Annotated in this window: 18 protein-coding genes and 1 riboswitch; of the genes, 4 read left to right on the forward strand and 14 right to left on the reverse strand. The window is 72.2% G+C overall.

The genetic code is table 11. From position 1 onward, the window contains the following. The 7 genes from ACF06X_RS22785 to ACF06X_RS22815 form a co-directional block, all read right to left on the reverse strand. A complete protein-coding gene (locus ACF06X_RS22785; protein WP_392289111.1) occupies positions 1-915 on the reverse strand; it encodes an exopolyphosphatase in 915 nt (304 codons plus the stop codon). Then, entirely contained in the window at positions 912-1,457 is a 546-nt protein-coding gene (locus ACF06X_RS22790; protein WP_392289112.1) for a DUF501 domain-containing protein, read from the reverse strand. Before ACF06X_RS22790 ends, ACF06X_RS22785 begins: the two co-directional genes overlap by 4 nt. A gap of 170 nt (positions 1,458-1,627) precedes the next feature. After that, entirely contained in the window at positions 1,628-2,101 is a 474-nt protein-coding gene (locus ACF06X_RS22795; protein WP_392289113.1) for a septum formation initiator family protein, read from the reverse strand. Positions 2,102-2,198: 97 nt separating this feature from the next. Next, positions 2,199-3,479, reverse strand: a complete 1,281-nt coding sequence (gene eno / locus ACF06X_RS22800) for a phosphopyruvate hydratase (RefSeq protein WP_392289114.1) — start codon at positions 3,477-3,479, stop codon at positions 2,199-2,201. Between the two features lie 318 nt (positions 3,480-3,797). Next, positions 3,798-4,505: a transglycosylase family protein gene (locus ACF06X_RS22805; protein ID WP_392289115.1), complete on the reverse strand. Its 708-nt coding sequence runs from the start codon at positions 4,503-4,505 to the stop codon at positions 3,798-3,800. Between the two features lie 3 nt (positions 4,506-4,508). Further along, a riboswitch (cyclic di-AMP (ydaO/yuaA leader) is annotated at positions 4,509-4,679 on the reverse strand. A gap of 258 nt (positions 4,680-4,937) precedes the next feature. Next, positions 4,938-5,960, reverse strand: a complete 1,023-nt coding sequence (locus ACF06X_RS22810) for a transglycosylase family protein (RefSeq protein WP_392289116.1) — start codon at positions 5,958-5,960, stop codon at positions 4,938-4,940. 123 nt (positions 5,961-6,083) lie between these two features. Continuing rightward, entirely contained in the window at positions 6,084-7,325 is a 1,242-nt protein-coding gene (locus tag ACF06X_RS22815; RefSeq protein ID WP_392289117.1) for a cytochrome P450, read from the reverse strand. Between the two features lie 110 nt (positions 7,326-7,435). On the opposite strand from ACF06X_RS22815, the gene ACF06X_RS22820 reads away from it, so the two are divergent. Continuing rightward, positions 7,436-8,635 (forward strand): globin domain-containing protein, encoded by a 1,200-nt coding sequence (locus tag ACF06X_RS22820; protein ID WP_392289118.1) that lies wholly within the window; start codon positions 7,436-7,438, stop codon positions 8,633-8,635. A gap of 191 nt (positions 8,636-8,826) precedes the next feature. Here the strand turns inward: ACF06X_RS22820 and ACF06X_RS22825 are convergent, their stop codons facing one another. From ACF06X_RS22825 to ACF06X_RS22835, 3 genes are all read right to left on the reverse strand, one after another. Next, positions 8,827-9,819 (reverse strand): nucleoside triphosphate pyrophosphohydrolase, encoded by a 993-nt coding sequence (locus ACF06X_RS22825; protein WP_392289119.1) that lies wholly within the window; start codon positions 9,817-9,819, stop codon positions 8,827-8,829. Between the two features lie 69 nt (positions 9,820-9,888). Then, positions 9,889-10,533 (reverse strand): SurA N-terminal domain-containing protein, encoded by a 645-nt coding sequence (locus ACF06X_RS22830; RefSeq protein WP_392289120.1) that lies wholly within the window; start codon positions 10,531-10,533, stop codon positions 9,889-9,891. A gap of 121 nt (positions 10,534-10,654) precedes the next feature. Then, positions 10,655-11,650, reverse strand: a complete 996-nt coding sequence (locus tag ACF06X_RS22835) for a glycosyltransferase family 2 protein (protein ID WP_392289121.1) — start codon at positions 11,648-11,650, stop codon at positions 10,655-10,657. A 125-nt stretch (positions 11,651-11,775) separates the two neighbouring features. Between ACF06X_RS22835 and ACF06X_RS22840 the strand changes: the two genes are divergently transcribed. Next, entirely contained in the window at positions 11,776-14,142 is a 2,367-nt protein-coding gene (locus ACF06X_RS22840; RefSeq protein WP_392289122.1) for a YfhO family protein, read from the forward strand. A gap of 195 nt (positions 14,143-14,337) precedes the next feature. Next, complete coding sequence (locus ACF06X_RS22845) at positions 14,338-15,615, forward strand: phosphatidylserine/phosphatidylglycerophosphate/cardiolipin synthase family protein (RefSeq protein WP_392289123.1); 1,278 nt, start codon at positions 14,338-14,340, stop codon at positions 15,613-15,615. A gap of 64 nt (positions 15,616-15,679) precedes the next feature. Here the strand turns inward: ACF06X_RS22845 and ACF06X_RS22850 are convergent, their stop codons facing one another. The 4 genes from ACF06X_RS22850 to ACF06X_RS22865 form a co-directional block, all read right to left on the reverse strand. After that, positions 15,680-16,093 (reverse strand): hypothetical protein, encoded by a 414-nt coding sequence (locus tag ACF06X_RS22850; RefSeq protein ID WP_392289124.1) that lies wholly within the window; start codon positions 16,091-16,093, stop codon positions 15,680-15,682. A 128-nt stretch (positions 16,094-16,221) separates the two neighbouring features. Then, a complete protein-coding gene (locus tag ACF06X_RS22855; RefSeq protein WP_392289125.1) occupies positions 16,222-17,793 on the reverse strand; it encodes a protein kinase in 1,572 nt (523 codons plus the stop codon). Next, positions 17,790-18,356, reverse strand: coding sequence for a hypothetical protein (locus tag ACF06X_RS22860; RefSeq protein ID WP_392289126.1), 567 nt, complete (start codon positions 18,354-18,356; stop codon positions 17,790-17,792). Before ACF06X_RS22860 ends, ACF06X_RS22855 begins: the two co-directional genes overlap by 4 nt. 153 nt (positions 18,357-18,509) lie before the next feature. Next, positions 18,510-20,633, reverse strand: a complete 2,124-nt coding sequence (locus tag ACF06X_RS22865; protein WP_392289127.1) for an N-6 DNA methylase — start codon at positions 20,631-20,633, stop codon at positions 18,510-18,512. A gap of 130 nt (positions 20,634-20,763) precedes the next feature. Between ACF06X_RS22865 and ACF06X_RS22870 the strand changes: the two genes are divergently transcribed. After that, the gene (locus ACF06X_RS22870) at positions 20,764-21,462 is read left to right on the forward strand and encodes a hypothetical protein (protein ID WP_392289128.1); all 699 of its coding nucleotides are present in this window, start codon (positions 20,764-20,766) and stop codon (positions 21,460-21,462) included. Positions 21,463-21,541: the final 79 nt, after the last annotated feature.

Genomic DNA, 21,541 nt, shown 5'->3' on the forward strand with positions numbered 1-21,541 from the left:
TCACGCCACCGACAGAGCGATTCCGTCGAGGATGTCGTGCTCGCTGACGACGACTTCCCGGGCCCCGATCCGCTCCATGATCTCGAGCAGCACCAGCGCCCCGGCGGCGATGACGTCGACCCGTCCGGGGTGCATCACGGAGATCGCGGCGCGCTCCTCGTGGGTCGAGGCCAGCAGCCGGCCGACGACCTCGGCGACCTGCTCGTACGAGATCCGGGAGCGGTGGATCCGCTCGGAGTCGTACTCCTGGAGACCCAGCGCGATCGCGGCGACCGTCGTGACCGAACCGGCGAGGCCGACGAGGGTGTCGGCCCGCGTGATCGGCACCGTCTCGGCGGCCAGGTTGAGCGCGGCCCGCACGTCGGCGCGGATCGCGGCGATCTCCTCGGCGCTCGGCGGGTCGCTGCGGACGTGCCGCTCGGTGAGGCGGACGCAGCCGATGTCGACCGAACGGGCCGCCTCGACGTGCTTGTTGCCGACGACGAACTCGGTGGAGCCGCCGCCGATGTCCACGACCAGGTACGTCTCGGTGCCGTGCAGTTCGGCGGTGGCGCCGGTGAAGGAGAACTCGGCCTCCTGGTCACCGGAGATCACCTCGGGCTCCACGCCCAGGATGTCGAGCACGCCCCGGGTGAACTCGTCCCGGTTCTCCGCGTCGCGCGAGGCGGAGGTGGCCACGAAACGGAGCCGCCCGGCGCCCAGTTCCCTGATGACGTCGGCGTACTCGCGACAGGCCGCGAAGGTCCGCTCCAGCGCCTCGGGCGCGAGCCGGCCGGTCCTGTCGACGCCCTGGCCGAGCCGGACGATCGTCATCCGCCGGTCCAGCTCGATCAGCTCGCCCGTCTCCGGGTCGACGTCGGCGACCAGGAGCCGGATGGAGTTCGTACCGCAGTCGATGCCCGCGACCCGGGTCATTCGGCGCCCTCCCGCTCACCGGGCTCCCCGGAGGGGTCGACGCAGGGGCCCTTGGCCCACCACTCCGGCAGCATCGCGATGGCCTCGTCGCCCAGCGGGTTCACGCCGGGGCCCGCGGCCAGCGAGTGGCCGACCAGGACGTGCAGGCACTTGACCCGGTCGGGCATGCCGCCGGCGCTGGGGAAGCCCTCCAGGACCTCGATGGCGTCCCGGCGGGCGATGTAGTCCTCGTGCGCGGCCCGGTAGGCGGCGGCCAGCTCGGGGTCGGTCGCGAGCCGGGCCTGCATCTCCTTCATGACCCCGTTGGCCTCGAGCGTGCCGATCGCCGAGGCGGCGCGGGGACAGGTCAGGTAGTACGTGGTGGGGAAGGGGGTGCCGTCGGGAAGCCGCGGCGCGGTCTCGACGACGTCCGGGTTGCCGCAGGGGCAGCGGTGCGCGATGGCGCGCAGGCCCCGGGGCGGGCGGCCGAGCTGCGCCTGGAAGGCGGCGACGTCCGCCTCGGTCGGCTCGGTGCGTTCGGTCTGCGGAGGGGGCGTTTCCATGCGGCGTCTTGTCTTCTCGTCGGTGGTCGGTCGGTGGCGGGTCGGATCCGAGGACCCGTCCGGGCCCGGCGGCCGTCGGGCTCGGGCCGTCGGGGCCGCGGGGGGCGGGCCGGGGTCGCGGACCGTGGGCGCGGGCCCCGGTCCCGGTGCCATCATCTCGCGTCGTCGCGTCAGCGGCGCGCGTCGGCGTGGTCGACGCCGTCCCAGAGGTCGGAGTACCAGGGGCGATCGTCCGCGCCCTGCTCGGTGCGCCGGGCGCGCTCGGCGTCGGGGTCGTTCACGGTGAAACCGGTCTCGCCCGGCATGACGTAGTGCAGGTGCTCGCGGGCCAGCCGCCGGACGTACGCCGGGTCCTGGAGCCGGGCCTTCTCGTCGCGCAGCTCCTCGACCCGCTCGGCGGCCTCGGCGGCCTGCCGCTCCTGCTCGGTGATCTCGCCGCGCTGGGAGACGTACTGCCGCATGGGGTAGGCGAGCGCCACCACCAGCGAGCAGACGACCAGGGCGAGGAAGGCCGCGCGGCCGGTGAGCCGGGAGCGGCGGGCCTGACGGCGGGTCTGGGAGCGGTAGACACGGGCGGCGGTCTGCTCGCCGATCAGCTTGATCCGGGTCGCGGTCGAGAACCGGTCCCGGTCCTTCACGGCCATGTGTCCCGCCTCCCTCACATACGTACGTCCCCGCACACGGTACGGGACCGCGTGCGGGGACGTACGGAAGCCACCTGCGGGAGCTACCCGCGGGAGTTCAGCCCTTGAAGCGCGGGAAGGCGCTGCGGCCGGCGTAGACCGCGGCGTCGTCGAGGATCTCCTCGATGCGCAGGAGCTGGTTGTACTTGGCGACGCGCTCGGAGCGGGCCGGGGCGCCGGTCTTGATCTGGCCGCAGTTGGTGGCGACGGCGAGGTCGGCGATGGTGACGTCCTCGGTCTCGCCGGAGCGGTGGGACATCATGCACTTGAAGCCGTTGCGCTGGGCGAGCTCGACGGCGTCCAGGGTCTCGGTCAGCGAACCGATCTGGTTGACCTTGACCAGGAGGGCGTTGGCGGCGCCCTCCTCGATGCCGCGGGCCAGGCGCTCCGGGTTGGTGACGAACAGGTCGTCACCGACCAGCTGCACCCGGGCGCCGAGCTTGTCGGTGATGGTCTTCCAGCCGGCCCAGTCGTCCTCGAACAGCGGGTCCTCGATGGAGACGAGCGGGTACGCGTCGACGAGCTCGGCGTAGTAGTCCGTCATCTCGGCGGCCGAGCGGGCCTTGCCCTCGAACTCGTACGAGCCGTCCTTGTAGAACTCGGACGCGGCGACGTCGAGCGCCAGCGCGATGTCCTTGCCCGGGGCGTAGCCGGCCTGCTTGATGGCCTCGAGGATGAGGTCGAGCGCCTCGCGGTTGGAGCCGAGGTTCGGGGCGAAGCCGCCCTCGTCGCCGAGACCGGTGGACAGGCCCTTGGTCTTCAGGACGGACTTGAGGGTGTGGTAGACCTCGGTGCCCCAGCGCAGGGCCTCGGAGAAGGACTCGGCGCCGATCGGCGCGATCATGAACTCCTGGATGTCCACGTTGGAGTCGGCGTGCGAGCCGCCGTTCAGGATGTTCATCATCGGAACGGGCAGCAGGTGCGCGTTCGGGCCGCCGAGGTAGCGGAAGAGCGGGAGGTCGGAGGCCTCGGAGGCGGCGTGCGCGACGGCGAGGGAGACGCCGAGGATGGCGTTGGCGCCGAGCGAGGCCTTGTTGTCCGTGGCGTCCAGGTCGAACATCGCCTGGTCGATCAGGCGCTGCTCGGTGGCGTCGTAGCCGACGAGCTCCGGGCCGATCTGCTCGATGACGGCGAGAACGGCCTTCTCCACGCCCTTGCCCATGTAGCGGCTCTTGTCTCCGTCACGGAGCTCAATGGCCTCGAACGCTCCGGTGGAGGCACCGGACGGAACGGCAGCACGGCCGGTGCTGCCGTCGTCGAGGCCGACCTCGACCTCGACCGTGGGGTTGCCTCGGGAGTCCAGGATTTCCCGGGCTACGACGACGTCGATGGACGGCACGAGCATCTCCTTCTGGGATGTGACGCTAGATGTGACGAACACTTGTGCAGGGTCGCTTCGGCCTTGCGACAAGAGCCTAACCGGCTCCGGGGCTCCGGTCGGCCGGGCGCCCGCCCGCTGGGACGAAAAAGGACCCAAGGGCATGCGTTTGGGGTCATAGGACCCCAGAACTACTCACCGGTAACAGGGGAAACCCCGGCCCGGCGCGCCACGGGGGAAGGGGCGCGCCGGACCGGGGTGGTCACCGCGGGAGGGTCATCGGACCCCTGGGGGTCCTGGGACCCGTGGGAGCCGCCGGACTCACACGGGCCGCCGGGCTCACTTCAGGTGAAGCTGCTGGCCCGGGTAGATCAGGTCGGCGTCGTCGACGATGTCCTTGTTGAGCTGGAAGAGCTTCTCCCAGCCGCCCTTGACGTCGTGCGCGGCGGCGATCTTGCTCAGGGTGTCGCCGGCGACGACCTTGTACTCGCCGTCGCCCTTCGCGACCTTCTTGCCGGTCGGCGTGGTGACGGTCTTCTTCGGCTCGGCCTTCTTCGCCGCGGCCTTGGGCGCGGTGCGCTGCTCGCTGCGGGTCGTCGGCTGCTCGGCCTTGCGCTCCTGCGGCTGCGGGGCGCTCTGCTGCGGCGCGCTCTCGGCGGCGCCACCGGTGTAGGAGGCGCTGGAGAGGCCCACGCCACAGCTCGGCCAGGCACCCTTGCCCTGGCCGGCGAGGACCTTCTCGGCGATCTCGATCTGCTGCGACTTCGAGGCCTGGTCGGCGGTGGCGGCGTACGCGGTGCCACCGTAGGCGGCCCAGGTGGAGGTCGAGAACTGCAGGCCACCGTAGTAGCCGTTGCCGGTGTTGATGGACCAGTTGCCACCGGACTCGCACTGGGCGACGGCGTCCCACTCGGAGGCGGTCGCGGCCGAGGCGGAGCCTGCGGTCATCAGGGGGGCGGCGACGGCGACGCCGGCGACCCCGGCGAGGGCGACGGCGCGGGCGGCCTTGGAGGGACGGCGGTGTTTGCCCTTGGCGGAAAACAGCATGGGACTTCTCCTCACCGACGCCTACGAGGTGAGCTGTCGGGTTCGGGCGTGAGCTGCCCGGCCGCGCGACTGGCGCGCGGCTTCACCCCAAGCCGATCCGTCGGCCGTCTGTCTGACGGCCGGGGACGGCACTTACCTTGGGTCCCCCGCTCCTGCCTTCGGCGCTGACGCGACGACTGTTCCCATCGGCCGACGGCAGGATTCGGCGTACCGGTCGACGGGGCCCGCGGTGGCGAGCGATGACGACCGTAGACACAGACCTCTCCGAAGTTCAAAGAAGCCCAAGAGGGACATATCGCCCCCACTTGCGTGCCGATAAAGGGTGTTTGCGCAGGTGAGAGGCGACAAGAGCAGACTTTGCGGACGCGGCACGCCAGTTCGGGCGAAGAGACTCATGTCTCACTTCGACAGAACCGGACATAGGGTCCCGAACTACCCCTGCGGCTGGGCCAGTCCGAGCGTCAGATCGAGACTCTGGCCAGGGAGGATGAGGTCCGGATCGACGCCCACCGTCCGGCGGTTGGCGTCGTAGAGGGAGGCCCAGCCTCCGGGCAGCTCGTTCTTCTGAGCGATCTCGGAGAGACTGTCGCCCGGCCTGACGGTGTATTCACCCGAAGTGCCCGCACTGTCCGTGCTGCCCGAATCGCTTGACCCCTCGACGGGAGCCGCGCCGGCTGTCGCCCCGTCAGCCGGCGAGGCGTGACGACCGGTTTCCGGGCTCTTGTCCGTATTGACCGTCTCTTCCGGGGCCGCGTCGCCGCGGTGCTTGCCGGTGCCGGGGGCCGCCGGTGCGGTGGGCGCGGCGGGCGCGGCGGGCGTCGTGCCGGCCGGGGACGGGGTCCCGGTGGCCGGCGTTCCGGTGGGCGTCGAGGCGTCCGGCGTCACGGGCGCGGCGGGCGTCGTCGGCGCGGCGGGTGTCGTCGGCGCGGCCGGCGCGGTCTCGGGCGCCTCGGGCGCGTCGGGAGAGGCGGTGGCCGATCCGGGGGCGGTCGCGAGGCCGGAGGTCCAGTCCGACTCCTCGACCGGGCCCGTGGGCTCGGTCGGCGTGACGGGCGGTCCGGGGTCGACGTCGGGGGCGGCGCCGTCGTTCGTCAGGCCGGCGATGGGGGCGCAGGTGGCCCACTGGGTGGAGCCCGCGGCGAGCGCCTTCTCGGCCACCGCGATCTGCTGGGCGCGGCTGGCGAGGTCCGCGCTGGACGCGTACGCCAGACCGCCGTAGGTCTCCCAGGTCTCCTGCGTGAACTGGAGCCCGCCGTAGAGCCCGTTGCCGAAGTGGGCGCTCCACAGGCCTCCCGATTCGCATTCGGCGACGCGGTCCCACGTGGCGGCGTCGGCGGCCGAGGCGGAACCCGCGCCGAGCAACGGCAGCGCGAGGGCCGATCCGGTCACGCCTGCGGCGACGACGAGGGCGGGGGCCTGGCGGGGTCTGCGGTGTCGACCGTTCCCGGAGCGCATGCGGAGTGCCTTTCGCGTGACTGCTGAGGTGACGGTGAACGTAGCGGCATTCGAACGCTTGTCACAAGTCGATGCAGCGGAGATCACGTAAAAGTCACAGTCTTGACGGCCCGTCAGTCCACGTCAGCTCGCAACTGGGGCAAACTCCACCGGAAGCGTGCGCAATCCGCGCATGATGAGCCCGCCGCGCCACCGCAGATCGGCGGGATCGACCGCGAGTCGCAGGTCCGGCAGACGCGTCAGCAGGGTCGCCAGGGCGATCTGGCCTTCGAGACGGGCGAGCGGGGCGCCGATGCAGTAATGGATGCCGTGCCCGTATCCCAGATGCTGGTTGTCACGGCGGGACAGATCGAGCGTGTCCGGCGCGTCGAACCGCTCCGGGTCCCGGTCGGCCGCCGCGAGCACCACGAGCACCGGATCCCCCGCCGGGATCTCCTGCCCGCCGATCGTCAGCGGCTCCATGGCGTACCGCCAGGTCGCCAGCTCCACCGGCCCGTCGTAGCGCAGCAGCTCCTCGACGCCGGTCTCCAGGAGGTCCCGCTCCCCCGCCGCGAGCGAGGCCTGGAGGCGTTCGCGCTCCCCCGGGTTGCGCAGCAGCGCGTACACGCCGTTGCCCACCAGGTTGACCGTCGTCTCGAACCCGGCGAAGAGAAGGATGAACGCCATCGCGGCGGCCTCGTTCTCCGTGAGGTGCTCGCCGTGGTCGGACGCCTTGATGAGCCCCGAGATCAGGTCGTCGCCGGGGTCGAGCCGCTTGCGGTGGATCAGCTCCGCGAGATAGCCGCGCATCTTCTTCACCGACCGCGCCACCCCGCCGCGCGGCCCGCCGCCATGGCGGATCATCATCCCCGCCCAGTCGCGGAAGTCGTCCTGGTCCTCCGGCGGGACGCCGAGCAGGTCGCAGATCGCGTAGATGGGCAGCGGGAAGGCGAACTCGTGGATGAGGTCGGCCTCCCCCTTCGCCGCGAAGGAGTCGATCAGCCGGTCGGTCAGCTCCTGCACGCGCGGGGCGAACTCGGCGACCCGGCGCGGCGTGAACGCCTTCGACACGAGCCGCCGCAGCCGCGTGTGGTCCGGCGGGTCGATGTTGAGCAGATGCGTCATCAGCTCGGCCTTGCGCTCGCCCGGGATCCCCGTCTTCCCCTTGGCGTGCGCGGGCTCGTCGTGGTGCGCCGGGTTCTTGGAGAGCCGCTGGTCGGCCAGGGCCTGCCGGGCGTCCGCGTACCGCGTCACCAGCCACGCCTCGACACCGCTGGGCAGCTTCGCCCGGTGCACCGGCGCGTGCTCGCGCAGCCAGGCGTAGGCGGGATAGGGATCGGTCGCGAACTCCCAGGTGAAGAGCTCGGGGGCGGGGGGCGTACTCACCCTGAGACGGTACAAGGTGGTCGCTCCACCGGCCTCCCGGCCACCGGGTACCGGTGATGTGAGCGTCCGGTGAAGACGGGTGGCCTAGATTCTCCGGAGTGGATGCCCAGTTGCTCAGAAGCACGTTCGCCGTCGTCGAGAGACGGGCCGAGCATGCCGTCACCTTCTTCTACTCCCACCTCTTCTGGAATAACCCGGGCGTTCGAGAGCTCTTCCCCGAGGACATGCGGCCCCAGCGCGACCGCCTCTTCGCCGCCCTCGCCCATGTCGTGACCCACCTGGAGGACCCCGGGCTCCGGGAGTACCTCGCCCATCTGGGGCGGGACCACCGCAAGTTCCTGGCCGCGCCCGCGCTCTACGCCGCCGTCGGGTCGAGCCTGACCGCCGCGTTCGCACACGCCGCCGGAGCCGCCTGGACCGTCGAGGCCGAGAAGGCGTGGACCGAGGCGTACGGGTACGTCGCCGAGCTCATGCTGCGCGGCGCCGAGGAGGCGGAGCGGGCCGGGGAGCCGGCCTGGTGGGACGCGCGGGTGGTGCGGCACGAGCGGTACGGGGATGATCTGGCGCTGCTCACGCTGCGGCCCCGGCAGCCGTTCCCCCATCTGCCCGGGCAGTACGTCAGCGTCAGCTCGCTGCGGGTGCCGCGCGTCTGGCGGACGTACTCCCTCGCCAACGCGGTCCGCGCGGACGGGACCCTGGAGCTGCACGTCAGCCGGATACGGGGCGGGGCGATGAGCACGGCGCTCGTCGAGGAGACCCGCGCCGGCGAGACGCTACGGCTGAGCGCGCCCGGCGGCGGGCTGACCGCGCGGAGCGCCCCCTGCTCCCCGCGCACGTACATCGCCGCCGGCACCGGCTGGGCCCCGGTGAAGGGGCTTCTCGAAGAGATCGCGCAGGCGCCGGAGGGCGTCGAGGCGCGGCTCTTCCTCGTCGCCCGCACCAGGGAGTACCTCTACGGGCGGCCGGACGCCGAGCGGCTGCGGGAGCGGATACCGGGGCTGAACGTCACGTACATCACCTCGGCCCCGCACCATCCCCGCGACCAGGCGACCGAGCGGCTGCTCCAGGCGCTGCGGATCTGCGGGTACTGGCCGGCGCACGACGTCTACCTGGCCGGGCCGCCCGGTTTCCTCGCCGAGACCGTGCCGGTCCTGGAGCACCTCGGGACCGACCCCGCGCGGATCTTCCACGACACCCTGCCGGCCGTGGGCGCCTCCGGCCCCCGCCCCGGCTCCACCGCCGAGCGCCTGATCGACCCCCCGCCCCTCCTCTGGCACAACCCGGAGGCCCGCACGCGCCGTGAGCCCTGAGGGGCCCGCGCCGGGCGCCGGCCCGAGCGGTCGGCGGTCCGAGCGGGCGCCGGTCCGAGCGGTCGGCGGAAGTCCGGTTCTGGGCCGGTCCGCGTCCGGCCGCCCCCTGGGCGGGCCCCCGGCGACCCGGCCGGCCCCGAGCCGGTCCCGAGCCGTCCGCGTCGGGCGCCTCGGCCCTGACCGCGGCCCCGTCAGGGGCGGTGGCCCTCCGCCGTGCGGATCGCGTCGCGGTAGGCGCGGGCGGCGGCGCGCAGGGACGCCTCCGGGTCGACGCCGGCCTCCTCGGCCCGTACGGCGAGGGCGAGCAGTTCGTAGCCGATGCCCTCGCCCGCCGGCAGCTCGACGTCCAGGCCCGCCGTCCGCACCCGGCCCGCGAGCTTCGCGGCGAGTGCGAGGCCGGGCTGGCCGAGCGGCACCCCGTCGGTGACCGAGTCGCGCTGCTTCTCGATCGCCTTCGTCCGCAGCCAGTGCTCCTTGACGTCCTCAGGGGTCTCGGCGGTCTCGTCGCCGAAGACGTGCGGATGACGGTGGATCAGCTTCTCGACGATCGTCCCGGCGACGTCGTCGACGGAGAAGGGCTCCTCCTCGTGCTCCTCGGCGATCCGGGCGTGGAAGACGACCTGGAGGAGGACGTCCCCCAGCTCCTCGCGCAGCTCGACCCGGTCGCCGGCCTCGATCGCCTCGACGAGTTCGTACGCCTCCTCGATGCCGTACTTGGCGAGCCCCTTGTGCGTCTGCCGCGAGGACCACGGGCACTCGCGGCGGATGCGGTCCATGACCTGCACGAGGTCGAGGAGCCGGGCGCCGGGCAGATCGTACGAACCGGGCAGCAGCTCCAGGTCGGGCATGGCGACCCGGCCGGAGCCGGCGAGGCGGGCGAGGCCGTCGGTCAGGGCCCGGTCGCCCTCGCCGGAGGCCAGGACCACGACGGTCCGTCCTCCGGCGCAGGCGTCGACGAGCTCCTGCGCGGCGGGGCGGGCGTGCTCGACGGCGACCCCGGCCTCGCGCAGGTACGGCAGCTGGGGGTGGTGCTCGTCGGCGCACAGCACCCGGTCGGCGGAGCGCAGCGTCTGCCACGCGGGCCAGGACAGCAGTCCGGGCGCCACGCGGTGGCTGGCGGTGAGCAGGACGACACGACCGGGCTCGACGCGCTCGACGGGATCGACGGGTGCTTCAGCGTTCACCCTTCGACCTTACGTGGAGCCCGGCTGCCGCCCGGGCCCGGGCTCAGGCCCAGGCCTCAGGCCCCCGGCTCAGGCCCCGGCCTCGACCGCCTCCGGGGCCTGGCTGATCTGCCGCAGCCAGGTCGGGCTGAACGTGCCCAGCTGGATCTTCTCGTCGTCCCAGGAGCCGAAGCGCGGGTTCACGTCGATGCCGAGCGACTTGGAGGCGGCGGTGAACACCTCGGTGAGCTTCTGCTGGCCCTCGGGGGTGTTCGCGATGCCGAGCTTGGCGGCGATCTTGTTCATCAGGACCGTGCGGCGGACGACCGTGTCGATCTGGTCGGGGGCGACGCCCTGCTGCTGGAGCAGCATCGCGGCGAGCTGCTCCTCGCCGCCGCTCTGCTCGACGAAATCGTCGCGGGTCTTCTGGAGCTCGCCCCGGCTGACGGTGATCCCGTTGTCCTCGGCGACCCGGTCCACCACCCGGTCGAAGATCATCACGTTGAGCTTCTCGCGGCTGAGGTCCCCGGTGGCCTTGATCAGCTGCGCGGCCTGCGGGGAGGCCTGCTGGGCGGCCCGGACGTCGCGGACCTGGGCCTGGAGGCTGGACACCTCGATCCGTTCGCCGCCGACGACGGCCGCCGCCCCTGGGTGGGCTCCGCTCCCGCAGGCGGCGAGGAGCGGGGCCGCGGCGAGGAGCGCGGCGGAGACGGAGAGCGCGGTGCGGCGGTGCAAAGGAGCCTCCCGGGCGGGTCGTGCGTCAGTTGAACGACCTTGCGGTGATCGATGTTAGGCAGTCGCCGAGGCCGGGGCCACTACTTCGGGGTCACTACTTCGCGCCCCGGCTCCCCGGCCGCTACTTCGTGGCGGCCGTCTCGACCAACGACTCACGTGTTCGGGTGGTGTCGGTCCGCGCCGTGATCGTCCCGGGGGTGCGCACGTTCGTCGCCTTCACCAGGAAGTGCGGGCGCCGCTTCACCTCGTAGTAGATGCGGCCGACGTACTCGCCGACGAGCCCCAGCATCACCATCTGGACGCCGGCCAGCGCCGTGACGGTGACGAGCAGCGTCACATAACCGGGGGTGTCCACTCCGTTCACCAGGGCGACACCGACGATCCAGGCCGCGTACGCCAGGGCCACCGAAACCAGCAGCATTCCCAGATAGACGGCGGCGCGCAGTGGCTTGTTGTTGAAGGAGAGCAGTCCGTCGAGCCCGTAGTTGAGCAGCTTTCCGAAGCTCCATTTCGAGCGGCCCTGCTCGCGCACCGCATTCTCGTACTCGAATGTGGTGCTGCGGAATCCGACCCAGGCGAAGATTCCCTTGGAGAAGCGGTTGTACTCGGTGAGTTCGAGGATCGCGTCGACGGTACGGCGGGACAGCAGCCGGAAGTCGCCGACGCCGTCCACCAGCTCGACGTCCACCAGACGGTTGATCGCCCAGTAGTAGGCGCGCGCGGTGAGGGTGCGGGTCACCCGGTCGCCGGTGCGGGTCCGACGGGCGATGACCTGGTCGTATCCCTCGGCGTGCAGGCGCACCATGCGGTGCACGAGCTCCGGCGGGTGCTGGAGGTCGGCGTCCATGATGACGACGGCGTCGCCCTGGGCATGCTGGAGGCCGGCCAGCATCGCGGCCTCCTTGCCGAAGTTCCGGCTGAAGGACACATAGCGGGCGCGGGGGTCGGAGGCGGCGATCTCCGCCAGGAGCGGGAGCGTACGGTCGTGGCTTCCGTCGTCCACATAGACCAGCTCGAATTCTCCGTCGAAGCGGGAGAGTTCGGCGGTCACATGGTCGTGGAAGCGACCGATGATCTCCTCTTCGTTGAAGCACGGAACCACAATCGAGAGCAGCACGGGAGAAACGACAACCGACGGTGATGTCGGCGGCTGATTCGTCACATGACCGGCAGGCGACCATTGAATGAACTGGCCGCCGGGGAAAGCCTTTTCGCCTTCCGTACTGGCATATTCGGACCATTATGAAGATCCGGACCCAGCGGGCGCCCGCCCTCGCCGCCCTTCTCACCGCGCTCGCCGTGTGCGCGGGGGACGCCCTCGCCCGTACCTTCCCGTTCGGGCCGCACCGGCGCGGCGTCAACGACCTCGCGAACCAGTTCGTGCCGTACCACGCCCATCTGTGGGACCTGCTGCACGGCAGGACCGACGGCGGGCTGCTGCTGAACTGGCAGTCCGGCTGGGGCACCGCCTTCCTGCCCGACCTCGGGACGTATCTGGCCAGTCCGTTCGCGCTCCTGGTGGCGCTCTTCCCGCGCGAGGACATCGAGTACGCGGTCTACGCCGTCACCGTCCTGAAGATGGCCGCCGCGTCGGCGGCCATGGTCGTGACGCTGCTCCGGCTGCGGCCGGGGCCCTGGTGGGCGGCGGCGGTGCTCGGCGCCTCGTACGGGCTGTGCGGCTGGGCCGTCCTGGAGGCCACGTACAACCCGATGTGGCTGGACGGGCTGATCGCCTTCCCGCTGCTCTGCCTGGTCGGCGAATGGATACGGGAAGGGCGGCGGCCGCTGCTCGGGCCGGTGGTCGTCGCCCTGTGCTGGGCCGCCAACTTCTACACCGCGTACATGGCGACGCTCGGGGCGGCGCTGGTGCTGCTCGTCCGGCTGGTGGCGGCGCGCGAGTGGGATCGGCGCGTCCCGGTCCGGGCGGTCGTGACGGTGTCGCTCGGGATCGGGCTCGCCGCCCCCGTCCTGGTGCCGGTCTTCCTCGGCTCCCGGTACGCGTACCCGGGCCTGCCGAGGGAGTTCGAGCCGGCCGGCTGGACGGACGTCCTCGCACGGCTGCTCCCGGCGACGTACAGCTTCACGACGCCGGCCGCGTTCCTGGGCACCGGCACGCTGCTGCTCGCCGGTGCGCTGCTGCTCCACCGGAAGGTCCCGCGGCGGGAGCGGCTGCTGTGGGCGTGCTTCGCCGTGGCGGTCGCGGTCTCGTTCCAGTGGGGACCCACGCACCTGGTGTGGCATGTCTTCGCCACCCCCAACGGCAGCCCGTACCGGCAGACGTTCGTCCTCTCCGGGGTGCTGGTCCTCGTCGCCTGGACGGGACTCTCGTACGGCTGGCCCGGCCGGCGCGCCCTGCTGGGCGGGGCGGGGGTGGTGGCGGCGGTCGCCGTGGGGGCGGCGGCCAGTGACCTGGTGACGGTGTGGACGTACCCCCTGCTCGGGGCCGGGCTCGCGGCGGCGTGCGGGGCGCTGTGGCTGGCACGCGAGGGGCGGCGTGCCGTCGTCGCGGCCGTGCTGATGGCGGGGGCGCTCGTGGGCCAGGCGGCGGCGACCACGGCGTACGGGGACCGGGAGCGGCTCGGCCGGCTCGACGACTACCCGGCGTACGGCGCCGAGCACGAGCGTCGCCGGGAGGCGCTCGCCAAGGCGGACGGCTGGCCGGCGTACCGCACCGACTCCGGCCGGGAGCAGATCACCGGCAACGAGCCGCTGCTGCTGGGCGGCCAGGGCGCCGCGTACTACAGCAGCCACACGCCGGAGGTGCTGACGACGACGCTGGCGGCGCTCGGCGGTGGCTGGACGTCCGGCGGGCGCAATCTGCAGAGTCTGGACAATCCTGTGACGGACGCGGTGTTCGGGGTGGGCGCGCGGTGGCGGGACGACCGGGTGGTGCGGACGGGGCCTGTGGTGCCCCTGGTGTCGGTCCGTCCGGAGGGCGAGGCGCCCCGGCTCGGCGTCTCGGCGTTCCGCAACCAGGAGCGGCTGCTGGGGTCGCGGGTGTACGACCTGCCCGCCGACGGGGTGTGCCGGGTCGGCAGCGAGGTCTTCCTGTGGGCACCGCAGTTCCGGGGGACGGCGCGTCTTGGAGCGGGCGGCGCGGTGGTGAGGATGACCGGTGACCTGCCCAAGCGGAGGGCGGCGATGGCCTCGCTCGGTGTGCAGCGGGTGGCGGGCGCCCGTCCGGTCCTGGAGGGCAGGCGGCTGTGGCACCGGGTCGGCTGCCTGGACCGCGCGCGGCTCGCGACGGCGGTGGCGGCCCTGCGGGCGACGGCCCCGACGTCCGTCCGTGTGACGGACACCGGCTTCCGCGCCGAACTCCGCCCGGGCACCCGAGGCACGGTCGTCCTGGCGGCCCCCCGCATCACGGGCTGGACCTGCGAGGGCCGCCCGGCCGAGTCGTACGGCGGCCTGGTCGCCGTGTCCGTCGACGGCTCCCAGACGTCGGTGAGCTGCACTTTCCGGCCGCCTGGCCTGCGGGCGGGGGCGGGGGTGGGGCTCGTCGCGGCGGTGGGCCTGGCCACCCGGCTGTGGGCCCTGGGGCGGCGGCGCTCCGAGGTGCCCGCCCTGGAAGCACCCGGCCGGGTTCCGGAGTTGACGCGGACGGGGTGAGGGGACGGAGACGGCGAGAGGGCCCCGCAGAATATTGATCTCCGCGGACCGTGAGTCCGTCAGGAGATGTCGAGCCGGGATCCCAGTGTCCGGGAAGGCGCTCGCCGAGACGGGAGCGCCCTGCGATGATCAAACTTCCGCCCTTCTGTTCGACCAGTCGGGCGCAGACCGAACTCGCTCCCAAAGGGGACTTTCTTGCGTTTCAGACACAGCCTCCGCATAGGCGCTCTCGCCGCAGCGCTGCTTGCGACCACCCTCACCGTCTCGGCCACGCCCGCCGGCGCCGAGACGGCCGGGGTGACGACCCAGGCCGTCTTCAACAACCCGATCGGCACGGTCGACGAGCAGCGCGCCATCGTCAACAAGCAGATCGAGCTCATCAACGGGGCACCGGCCGGGTCGCGGATCCGGCTGGCCATGTACTACGCCACCGACCCGGCCCTGCCCGACGCGCTGATCGCCGCCCACCAGCGGGGCGTCCAGGTCCAGGCCATCTTTGACCACAAGGTCGTCAACGAGAACCAGACGCCGTACAACAACCTCGTCACCGCGCTCGGGACCAACCAGTCCCAGTCCTCCTGGGTCATGACCTGCGGTGCCGGCAGGGGCTGCGTCGGCACGCTCGCGAAGAACGGCGTGTCGGCCATCCAGCACAACAAGTTCCTGCTGCTGTCCGACACCCTGGGCACGCCGCGTGTCGTCGTACAGTCCTCCGCCAACCTGAACAACGGCCGGGACGGGACGAAGGGGTGGAACAACGCCCTCGTGCTCGCGGGCAACGACGCCATCTACCACGCTTACGACGGCTACTTCAACGATATGGCCGCTCGCCTGTCCAACAACAACTACTACGACACCGGCCGGCCGCCGCTCGCCTCCGGCAACGCGAAGATCCACTTCTATCCCCGTGCCGCGACCAGCGACTCCGTCTTCTACAGCGACCCCAGCGAGGACACCGTCAGCACGGTCCTCGACAACGTGAAGTGCTACGGGAACTCGGTCGTCGGCACGACCGACACCCACCGCACCCGCATCCGGGTCAGCATGACGGCCTTCGCCCGCCCCTACCTCGCCGACAGGCTCGTCGAGCTCGACGCGCAGGGATGCTACGTCGAGGTCGCCATGACGTACGACTCGGCCAACTCGCTGGGGAAGGCGTCCCTGGAGAAGCTGCTCGCCAAGACCACCAACGCGTACGGCGGCGTCATCACCAAGTACTACTGCGGCAAGGACGCCACCTGGATCCACGACAAGTACCTGCTGATCGAGGGCCACTACTACGGCGTCCCCGATCGCAAGATCGTGTGGACCGGCAGCCATAACTGGACCACCAACTCCCTGCGGCAGAGCGACGAGACGATGCTGCAGTTCGAGGACGCCGCGATCCACGACGCGTACGTCGCCAACTACAACAAGACCCGGGCGGCGACCACGCACCAGCCCGCCAACGGAGACGCGCCCGCGGCCTGCTGACCCCTACCGCATGAAAATGCCGAAGGACCGGGCCCGCGGGCCCGGTCCTTCGGTGCGAACGGCGTCAGTTCTTGACGGGGTTCAGGCAGAGGACGAACTTGTCCGACTCCAGCTGCTGGGCGAGGGCGACCTCGCTGACGTCGCCGCACTTGTCGACGTCGAAGGTGTTGTCGATGACCTTGACGACCTTGTAGAGGTCGGCCGCCTTCTCGCCGCACGGCTTGCTGTCGACCTTGGGGTCGTTGTCGGGGCCGGTCACGGTGACGCACTCGCCGGCCTTCGCGTGCACGGGAGCGGTGCCCATGATGTGCGGGAGGCCGAGCTTCCAGAAGAGGACGACGGCGATCGCCACGACGATGCTGCCGAGGGTCTTGAGGACCTTGCCCTTCTTCTTCGCGGGCGCGGTGGGCTCGGCGGGAGCGATCGGCTCACCCGGGACGGCGGGCTGCTCGGGGGTGACGGGCGTCGGCGTAGTCATGAGGGATTCCTTGGGGACGTGTACATGATCGAACGCGAACGCTACATGTCACAGAACGCGCAAAACGGACCCCTTCTCTCCGTTTGCCGATCAGATACGGAGTCGTGACTCTGCCGACCCGTCAGACGTCAGACCGGCCGGCCCATCTGCTGCTGGTGGGTCAGCGCGCGGCGGAGCTCCGTCGCGAGGGCGTGGTACGGGCCGTACGCCCGCTCCGTGTCGTAGAGCAGCGCCTGCAACTGCTGGTGTCCTCCCGTGTGATCGCCCATCGCCAGCAGCAGGCTCGCGCTCCGCCGGCGGATGTCGAAGGCCCGGGCCGGGTCCGCGTCCTGGTCGTGGAAGGGCAGGAGTGCGCGGTACTCCGTCAGCGCCGCCGCCGTCTCGCCGAGCTGCTCCAGGCACTGCGCCGCGTCGAAGCGGAACTGCAGGGTCTGCGGGTCGGCGGGGCCCGCCTCGGCCGCGCGGTCCTCGGCGAGGCGGCGCAGCTCGGGCAGGGCGCGGCGGTACTGGCCGTCGTCCATCAGCGTCGTGGCGTACTGCTTGCGCAGGATGCGGACGACGGGCGACCGCTCGCCGTGCTCGGCCGCTGCGGCGGGCAGGAGGGAGCCGAGCATGTCGACGGCCTGGGTGAGGGAGCCTTCGCCGAGCAGCCGCTTGACCTCGTCGACGGCGGCGGCCACGTCCGTCCGCGAGGCGGGAGGGACATGCGGGACCGGCGGGGCCGGTGGGGCGAGGGGCAGGGGTGGGGCAGCCGGGACGGCGGGGCTCACGGGCGGTGGTGTGACCGGGGCGTGGTCCGGCCAGGGGGCGTGCGGGCGCAGGAACGGGCGGGTCGGGTCGAGCGGCCCCGAGGGGACCCCGCGCGCGGGCAGCAGCGGCAGCAGCGCCTCGTACACCTCGTGCGCACCGGAGGGGCGGTGCTGCGGGTCCTTGGCGAGCAGCCGCAGGACGAGCGCCTCCAGGGCCTCCGGCACCTCGGGCCGCAGTTGCCTGACCGGCAGCGGGGGCTCGTACAGATGCCGGTGCAGCACGCCGAGCGCGGTGGAGCCCGCGAACGGCACGTTCCCGCTGAGGAGTTCATGGAGCAGGATGCCGAGCGCGTACAGATCGGTGTATGGGCCGACGGCGCCGCCCATCGCCTGCTCGGGCGCCATGTAGGCGGGGCTGCCGATGGGAGAGCCGGTGTGGGTGAGGCGGGTGGTGTCGGTGTCCAGGACGGAGGCGACGCCGAGGTCGAGGACGGTGACGGAGCCGTCGGGGCGCACCATCACGTTGCGCGGCTTGAGGTCGCGGTGGACGATCGGCACCGCGTGCACGGCGGCGAGGACGGCACACAACTGCGCGGCGACGGAGACCGCCCACTGCCAGGGGTACGGATCGTGCTCGGCGAGATGGTCGGCGAGGTCGGCGCCCTCGACGTACTGCATGACGAGGTAGAGGTCGTCACCGTCGCTGCCGGCGTCGTGGACGGTGACCAGGCCGGGGTGGTCGACCTGGGCCGTGACGCGGCACTCGCGCACGAAACGGCGGCGCAGCTCGTCGGCGGCGGTGGCGGGGCCGCTGAGGGTGGCGGGCCGGAGCAGCTTGACGGCGACCCGCCGGTCGAGCCGTCCGTCGTACGCCGTCCAGACCTGGCCCATGCCGCCCTGGCCGATGACGGTGGACAGTTCGTAACGGCCGCCGATGAGACGCCCGTTCACCGACCGCCCTCTCGCGGGTCCTTCGTGTCCCTCGGGTCCCTCGGGTCTTTCCGGAGGAGGTCGCTGAGCTCGTCCAGCTCGGCGCGGACCTGCTCGATGCGGGGGGCGGCCTGGGGAGATACAGGGGGAGCCTGAGGCACCGGGGGCGGCTGAGACACCGTCATGGCGGCGTTGGCCCGGTAGCCGTACCCGTACGGCCCGTACCCCGGTCCGTACGGGGCGAGGGCGGGGGCCGGTCGGTGGTGCCGGACGTCGACGACCAGGTAGTACGCGGTCACGGCGGCCATCTGCACCAGCAGTCCGGCCATGCCGACGTTCGATATCCAGTGGTCGGCGAGGCGCTGCTCCAGGGTGGCCAGGCAGGCGATGTTCAAGGCGAGTTGAGCCCAGAACAGCGCCCAGTCACGGCCGCCTCGGCGCATGATCGCGATCCGCAGCATCCCGACCCACGCGAGGAATCCGCAGGTGAGCACCATCAGCGCGCAGATGGTCACGCGCACGGCGATCACACCGGCCGGCGGGCCGGGGCGGCGCGGTGGCGTCATGGGCGCGTGACCATGCATGGGGGTCGCTCCTGGGCTGCGGGCGTCGTGCGGGGCCGACATACGGCCCGTACGGGAGTCGTACGGGAGTCGTACGGGAGTCGTACGGGGTATGAGCGTATAAGGCGACAACGACAACCCGCCCAGGGTTGTACGGAAGCGGTGTCGCTCCCGTCACTCGGGGTGGACGGTCCCGTCCGCGAGTCCGTCGTACAGCCCCTGCACCAGCTGCTCGCCGAGCCGCCCGGTCTGGCGCAGCGCGTCCTCGAACGCGGCGAGCGCGCGGAACCTTTCGCCGTAGCGCCGCTGGTCGGCGAGGGGCACGCGGGGCAGTTGGAGGCGTCGGACGTCGAGCCGGGTCGCGGTGGAGGCGAAGCTGCTGGCCTGCCGGTTGTTCGCGGTGCCGCGCAGGAAGCCGGCGAGGAACCAGGGGTCGAGCGCGGCCGGATCGGGGCGCAGGAGCTGGAGGTTGCGGCCGAGCGCGGCGCCGGCGGTGGGCGCGTCGACGACGCGGGCGATCGAGCCGCCGCCGAGGACGGGGACGACGACATCGCCTTCCCGGAGGAGGACGGGGTCCTCGGCGGGGCCGTCGGGGAGGGTGCCGGAGGGCGCGGCGCCGGACAGGACGTCGTGTTCGGTCAGGACGGGGCCGCCGGCCGGGGAGGCTCCGGCGCCGCCGGCCCGGAGCTGGAGGGCTCCGGCGCGGGCGAGTTCGCCGACCGTGGTGAGGGTGCGGGCGGCGGGACGGGCGGGGACGGCGGGGGTGGGGGCGAGGCTCAGGGTGCGGCGCAGGCTCTCGTCCAGGCGCGCTCGTACGGTGTCGAGTTCGGCGGCCGAGCCGCCGGTGGCGGGGGCGGCCAGGTGGCGGGCGGGGGCGAGGTCGACGTCGTCGTCGAGGAGTTCGATGACCGGGACCAGGCGGCTGACGCCCTGTTCGTACCGGCCGTTCCAGGCGTCGAGGACGGCGCTCTGGAGGGTGGGCCAGGGCAGGGTGGCGCGGCCGCCGTCCGGGACGAGGGAGGTGGTGTCGACAAGGAGCAGTTCGGGGGCGGGCCGGTGGTCGTGGCCCGGCCGGTTCAGCACCCACAGGTGGAGCGGGATGCCGTACGGGGGCGCGGCGCCGGCCGGCAGGGCGATGACGGCCCGCAGGGCGCCGCGGCGCAGCAGGTCGGCGCGGATGCGGCGGCCGGAGCGGCGGGAGGCGACGGCGGGGGGCATGAGGAGGACGGCGGTGCCGCCGTCGCGGAGCCGGGCGAGCGCGTGCTGGACCCAGGCCAGTTCGGACTCGGTGCGGGCCGGGAAGCCGTACTCCCAGCGGGGGTCGTAGGCCAGTTCGTCGTGGCCCCAGCCGCGTTCGTTGAACGGCGGGTGGCAGAGGACGGCGTCGGCGGAGAGCGAGGGGAAGGCGTCGGCGCGCAGGGTGTCGGCGGCGGCGGAGCGGATGTCGGCGTCGCCGTGCAGGGCGAGGCGCAGAGCGGTGAGGGCGGCGAGTTCGGGGTCGGCGTCCTGGGCGTAAAGGGCGGCGGGGTGCGGGACGGCGCGCAGCAGTCCGCCGGTGCCGGAGGCGGGGTCGAGCACGGTGGGAGCGGGCCCTGGGCCGGGTCGCGCGCCGGATCCCGCGCCCGGCCCCCCGCCCGGTCCCGCACCCGGTCCCGCGGTCTCGACGGCGAGGGCGGCCATCAGCTCGGCGAGGCCGGGCGGGGTGAGCGTGTACTGGCGCGGGTTGGCGTCGAGGTGGCGGCCGAGCAGGAACTCGAAGGCCTGGCGGGCGCCGAGTTCGGCGGCGAGTTCGGCCGCGCCGCGCATCAGGGGCACGGAGGGGGCCAGCTCGGCGGGGAGCGGGGTGCGCACGGCGCGGTCGAGCCCGAAGCGGGCGGTGAGGACCTCTTCGAGGGCGGGGGGCAGGACGTCGGCGAGCCGCTCGTCGGAGAGGGCGGCGAACTGGACCCAGCCGGTGGGCCGGTCCCGTACGAGCAGGAGGGCGCAGCCGGTGTGGACGAGGGCGGTGACCGTGCCAGCGGGGTGGGCGGCGAGCTGCTGCCAGACGCGCTCGCGGAGCGGGACGTCGACGAGCTTTCCCTGGTCGCGGAGCCACCGCTCGACGTCGGCGAGGGCGAAGGAGGGGCTGGTCTCGGTCCCGCCGACGGGCTTGGGGAAGTCCTCGTGCCGGCGTCGCCAGTTGCTGACGGCGGCCCGGCCGACACCGGCGAGCCGGGCGATCCCGGCGGCGGTGACCTCTGCTGCGTGCTGGTCCGGCACGTGTCCGTCTCCCCTCGTGCGGCTGCGAACTCCGAGCATACCGATCCATCCGGTTCACAGTGTGAGTCGATCTGATTTCCGTGAACCGTGTTGACTCGGTTCACAAGCTCTGCTGTGATTGACCCATCGCAAACGGAGTCCTCACAGCGCCCCGGAAGGTGCCACAGCCATGTCTCAGCAGCAGCGCAACTGGTTCGCCCGCCACAAGACCCTCACCGCCACCGGCGCGCTCGTCGCCCTCGTCGTGATCGGCGCGACGGGGTGCGAGGGCGGCGCCGACACCTCCTCCTCGAACGGCTCCCCCAAGCAGGAGCAGCCGGCGAAGAAGGGCGGCGACAAGGGCGACGCGGCCCCCGAGAAGAAGAAGGCCGCCACGATCGGCGGCGACGGCGACTTCGAGGTCGGCACGGACGTGAAGCCGGGCCTCTATCGCACGAGCGGCAACAAGGACGCCATGTGCTACTGGGAGCGCGCCAAGGACTCCTCGGGCGAGACCGACTCGATCCTCGCCAACGACAACGTGACGGGCACGAGCTACGTCCTGATCAAGCCGACGGACAAGCTCTTCAAGTCCTCCGGCTGCGCTGAGTGGGAGGCCGTCGACGAGAAGGCCACCGGCACCCCGAAGACGACCCTGAAGGGCGACGGCGGCATGTTCAAGGTGGGCGTCGACATCGCCCCGGGCACGTACAAGTCGACGGGCAACGAGGACGACGGCTGCTACTGGGAGCGCTCGAAGGACGCGAGCCACAGCACGGACGCGATCCTGGCGAACAACAACGTCTCGGGCACGGCGATCGTGAAGGTCTCGAAGTCCGACGCCTACTTCAAGACCTCGGGCTGCGGCGACTGGGTCAAGACGGGCTGACGCACCGCCTGACACACGGCAACACGCACCGCCCGGAAACGGGAGAGCCCCGCCGAGGCACTCGGCGGGGCTCCCCTCA

Origin of the sequence: Streptomyces sp. NPDC015346 (assembly GCF_043078785.1) — a bacterium.
Taxonomy (GTDB): Bacteria; Actinomycetota; Actinomycetes; order Streptomycetales; family Streptomycetaceae; genus Streptomyces.

Excerpts from the sequence above, each read along its gene's own strand:
- ACF06X_RS22785 (WP_392289111.1), bottom strand. The coding sequence starts at position 915 with ATGACCCGGGTCGCGGGCATCGACTGCGGTACGAACTCCATCCGGCTC.
- ACF06X_RS22790 (WP_392289112.1), bottom strand. The coding sequence starts at position 1,457 with ATGGAAACGCCCCCTCCGCAGACCGAACGCACCGAGCCGACCGAGGCG.
- ACF06X_RS22795 (WP_392289113.1), bottom strand. The coding sequence starts at position 2,101 with ATGGCCGTGAAGGACCGGGACCGGTTCTCGACCGCGACCCGGATCAAG.
- ACF06X_RS22805 (WP_392289115.1), bottom strand. The coding sequence starts at position 4,505 with ATGCTGTTTTCCGCCAAGGGCAAACACCGCCGTCCCTCCAAGGCCGCC.
- ACF06X_RS22810 (WP_392289116.1), bottom strand. The coding sequence starts at position 5,960 with ATGCGCTCCGGGAACGGTCGACACCGCAGACCCCGCCAGGCCCCCGCC.
- ACF06X_RS22840 (WP_392289122.1), top strand. The coding sequence starts at position 11,776 with ATGAAGATCCGGACCCAGCGGGCGCCCGCCCTCGCCGCCCTTCTCACC.
- ACF06X_RS22850 (WP_392289124.1), bottom strand. The coding sequence starts at position 16,093 with ATGACTACGCCGACGCCCGTCACCCCCGAGCAGCCCGCCGTCCCGGGT.
- ACF06X_RS22860 (WP_392289126.1), bottom strand. The coding sequence starts at position 18,356 with ATGCATGGTCACGCGCCCATGACGCCACCGCGCCGCCCCGGCCCGCCG.
- ACF06X_RS22865 (WP_392289127.1), bottom strand. The coding sequence starts at position 20,633 with ATGCTCGGAGTTCGCAGCCGCACGAGGGGAGACGGACACGTGCCGGAC.
- ACF06X_RS22870 (WP_392289128.1), top strand. The coding sequence starts at position 20,764 with ATGTCTCAGCAGCAGCGCAACTGGTTCGCCCGCCACAAGACCCTCACC.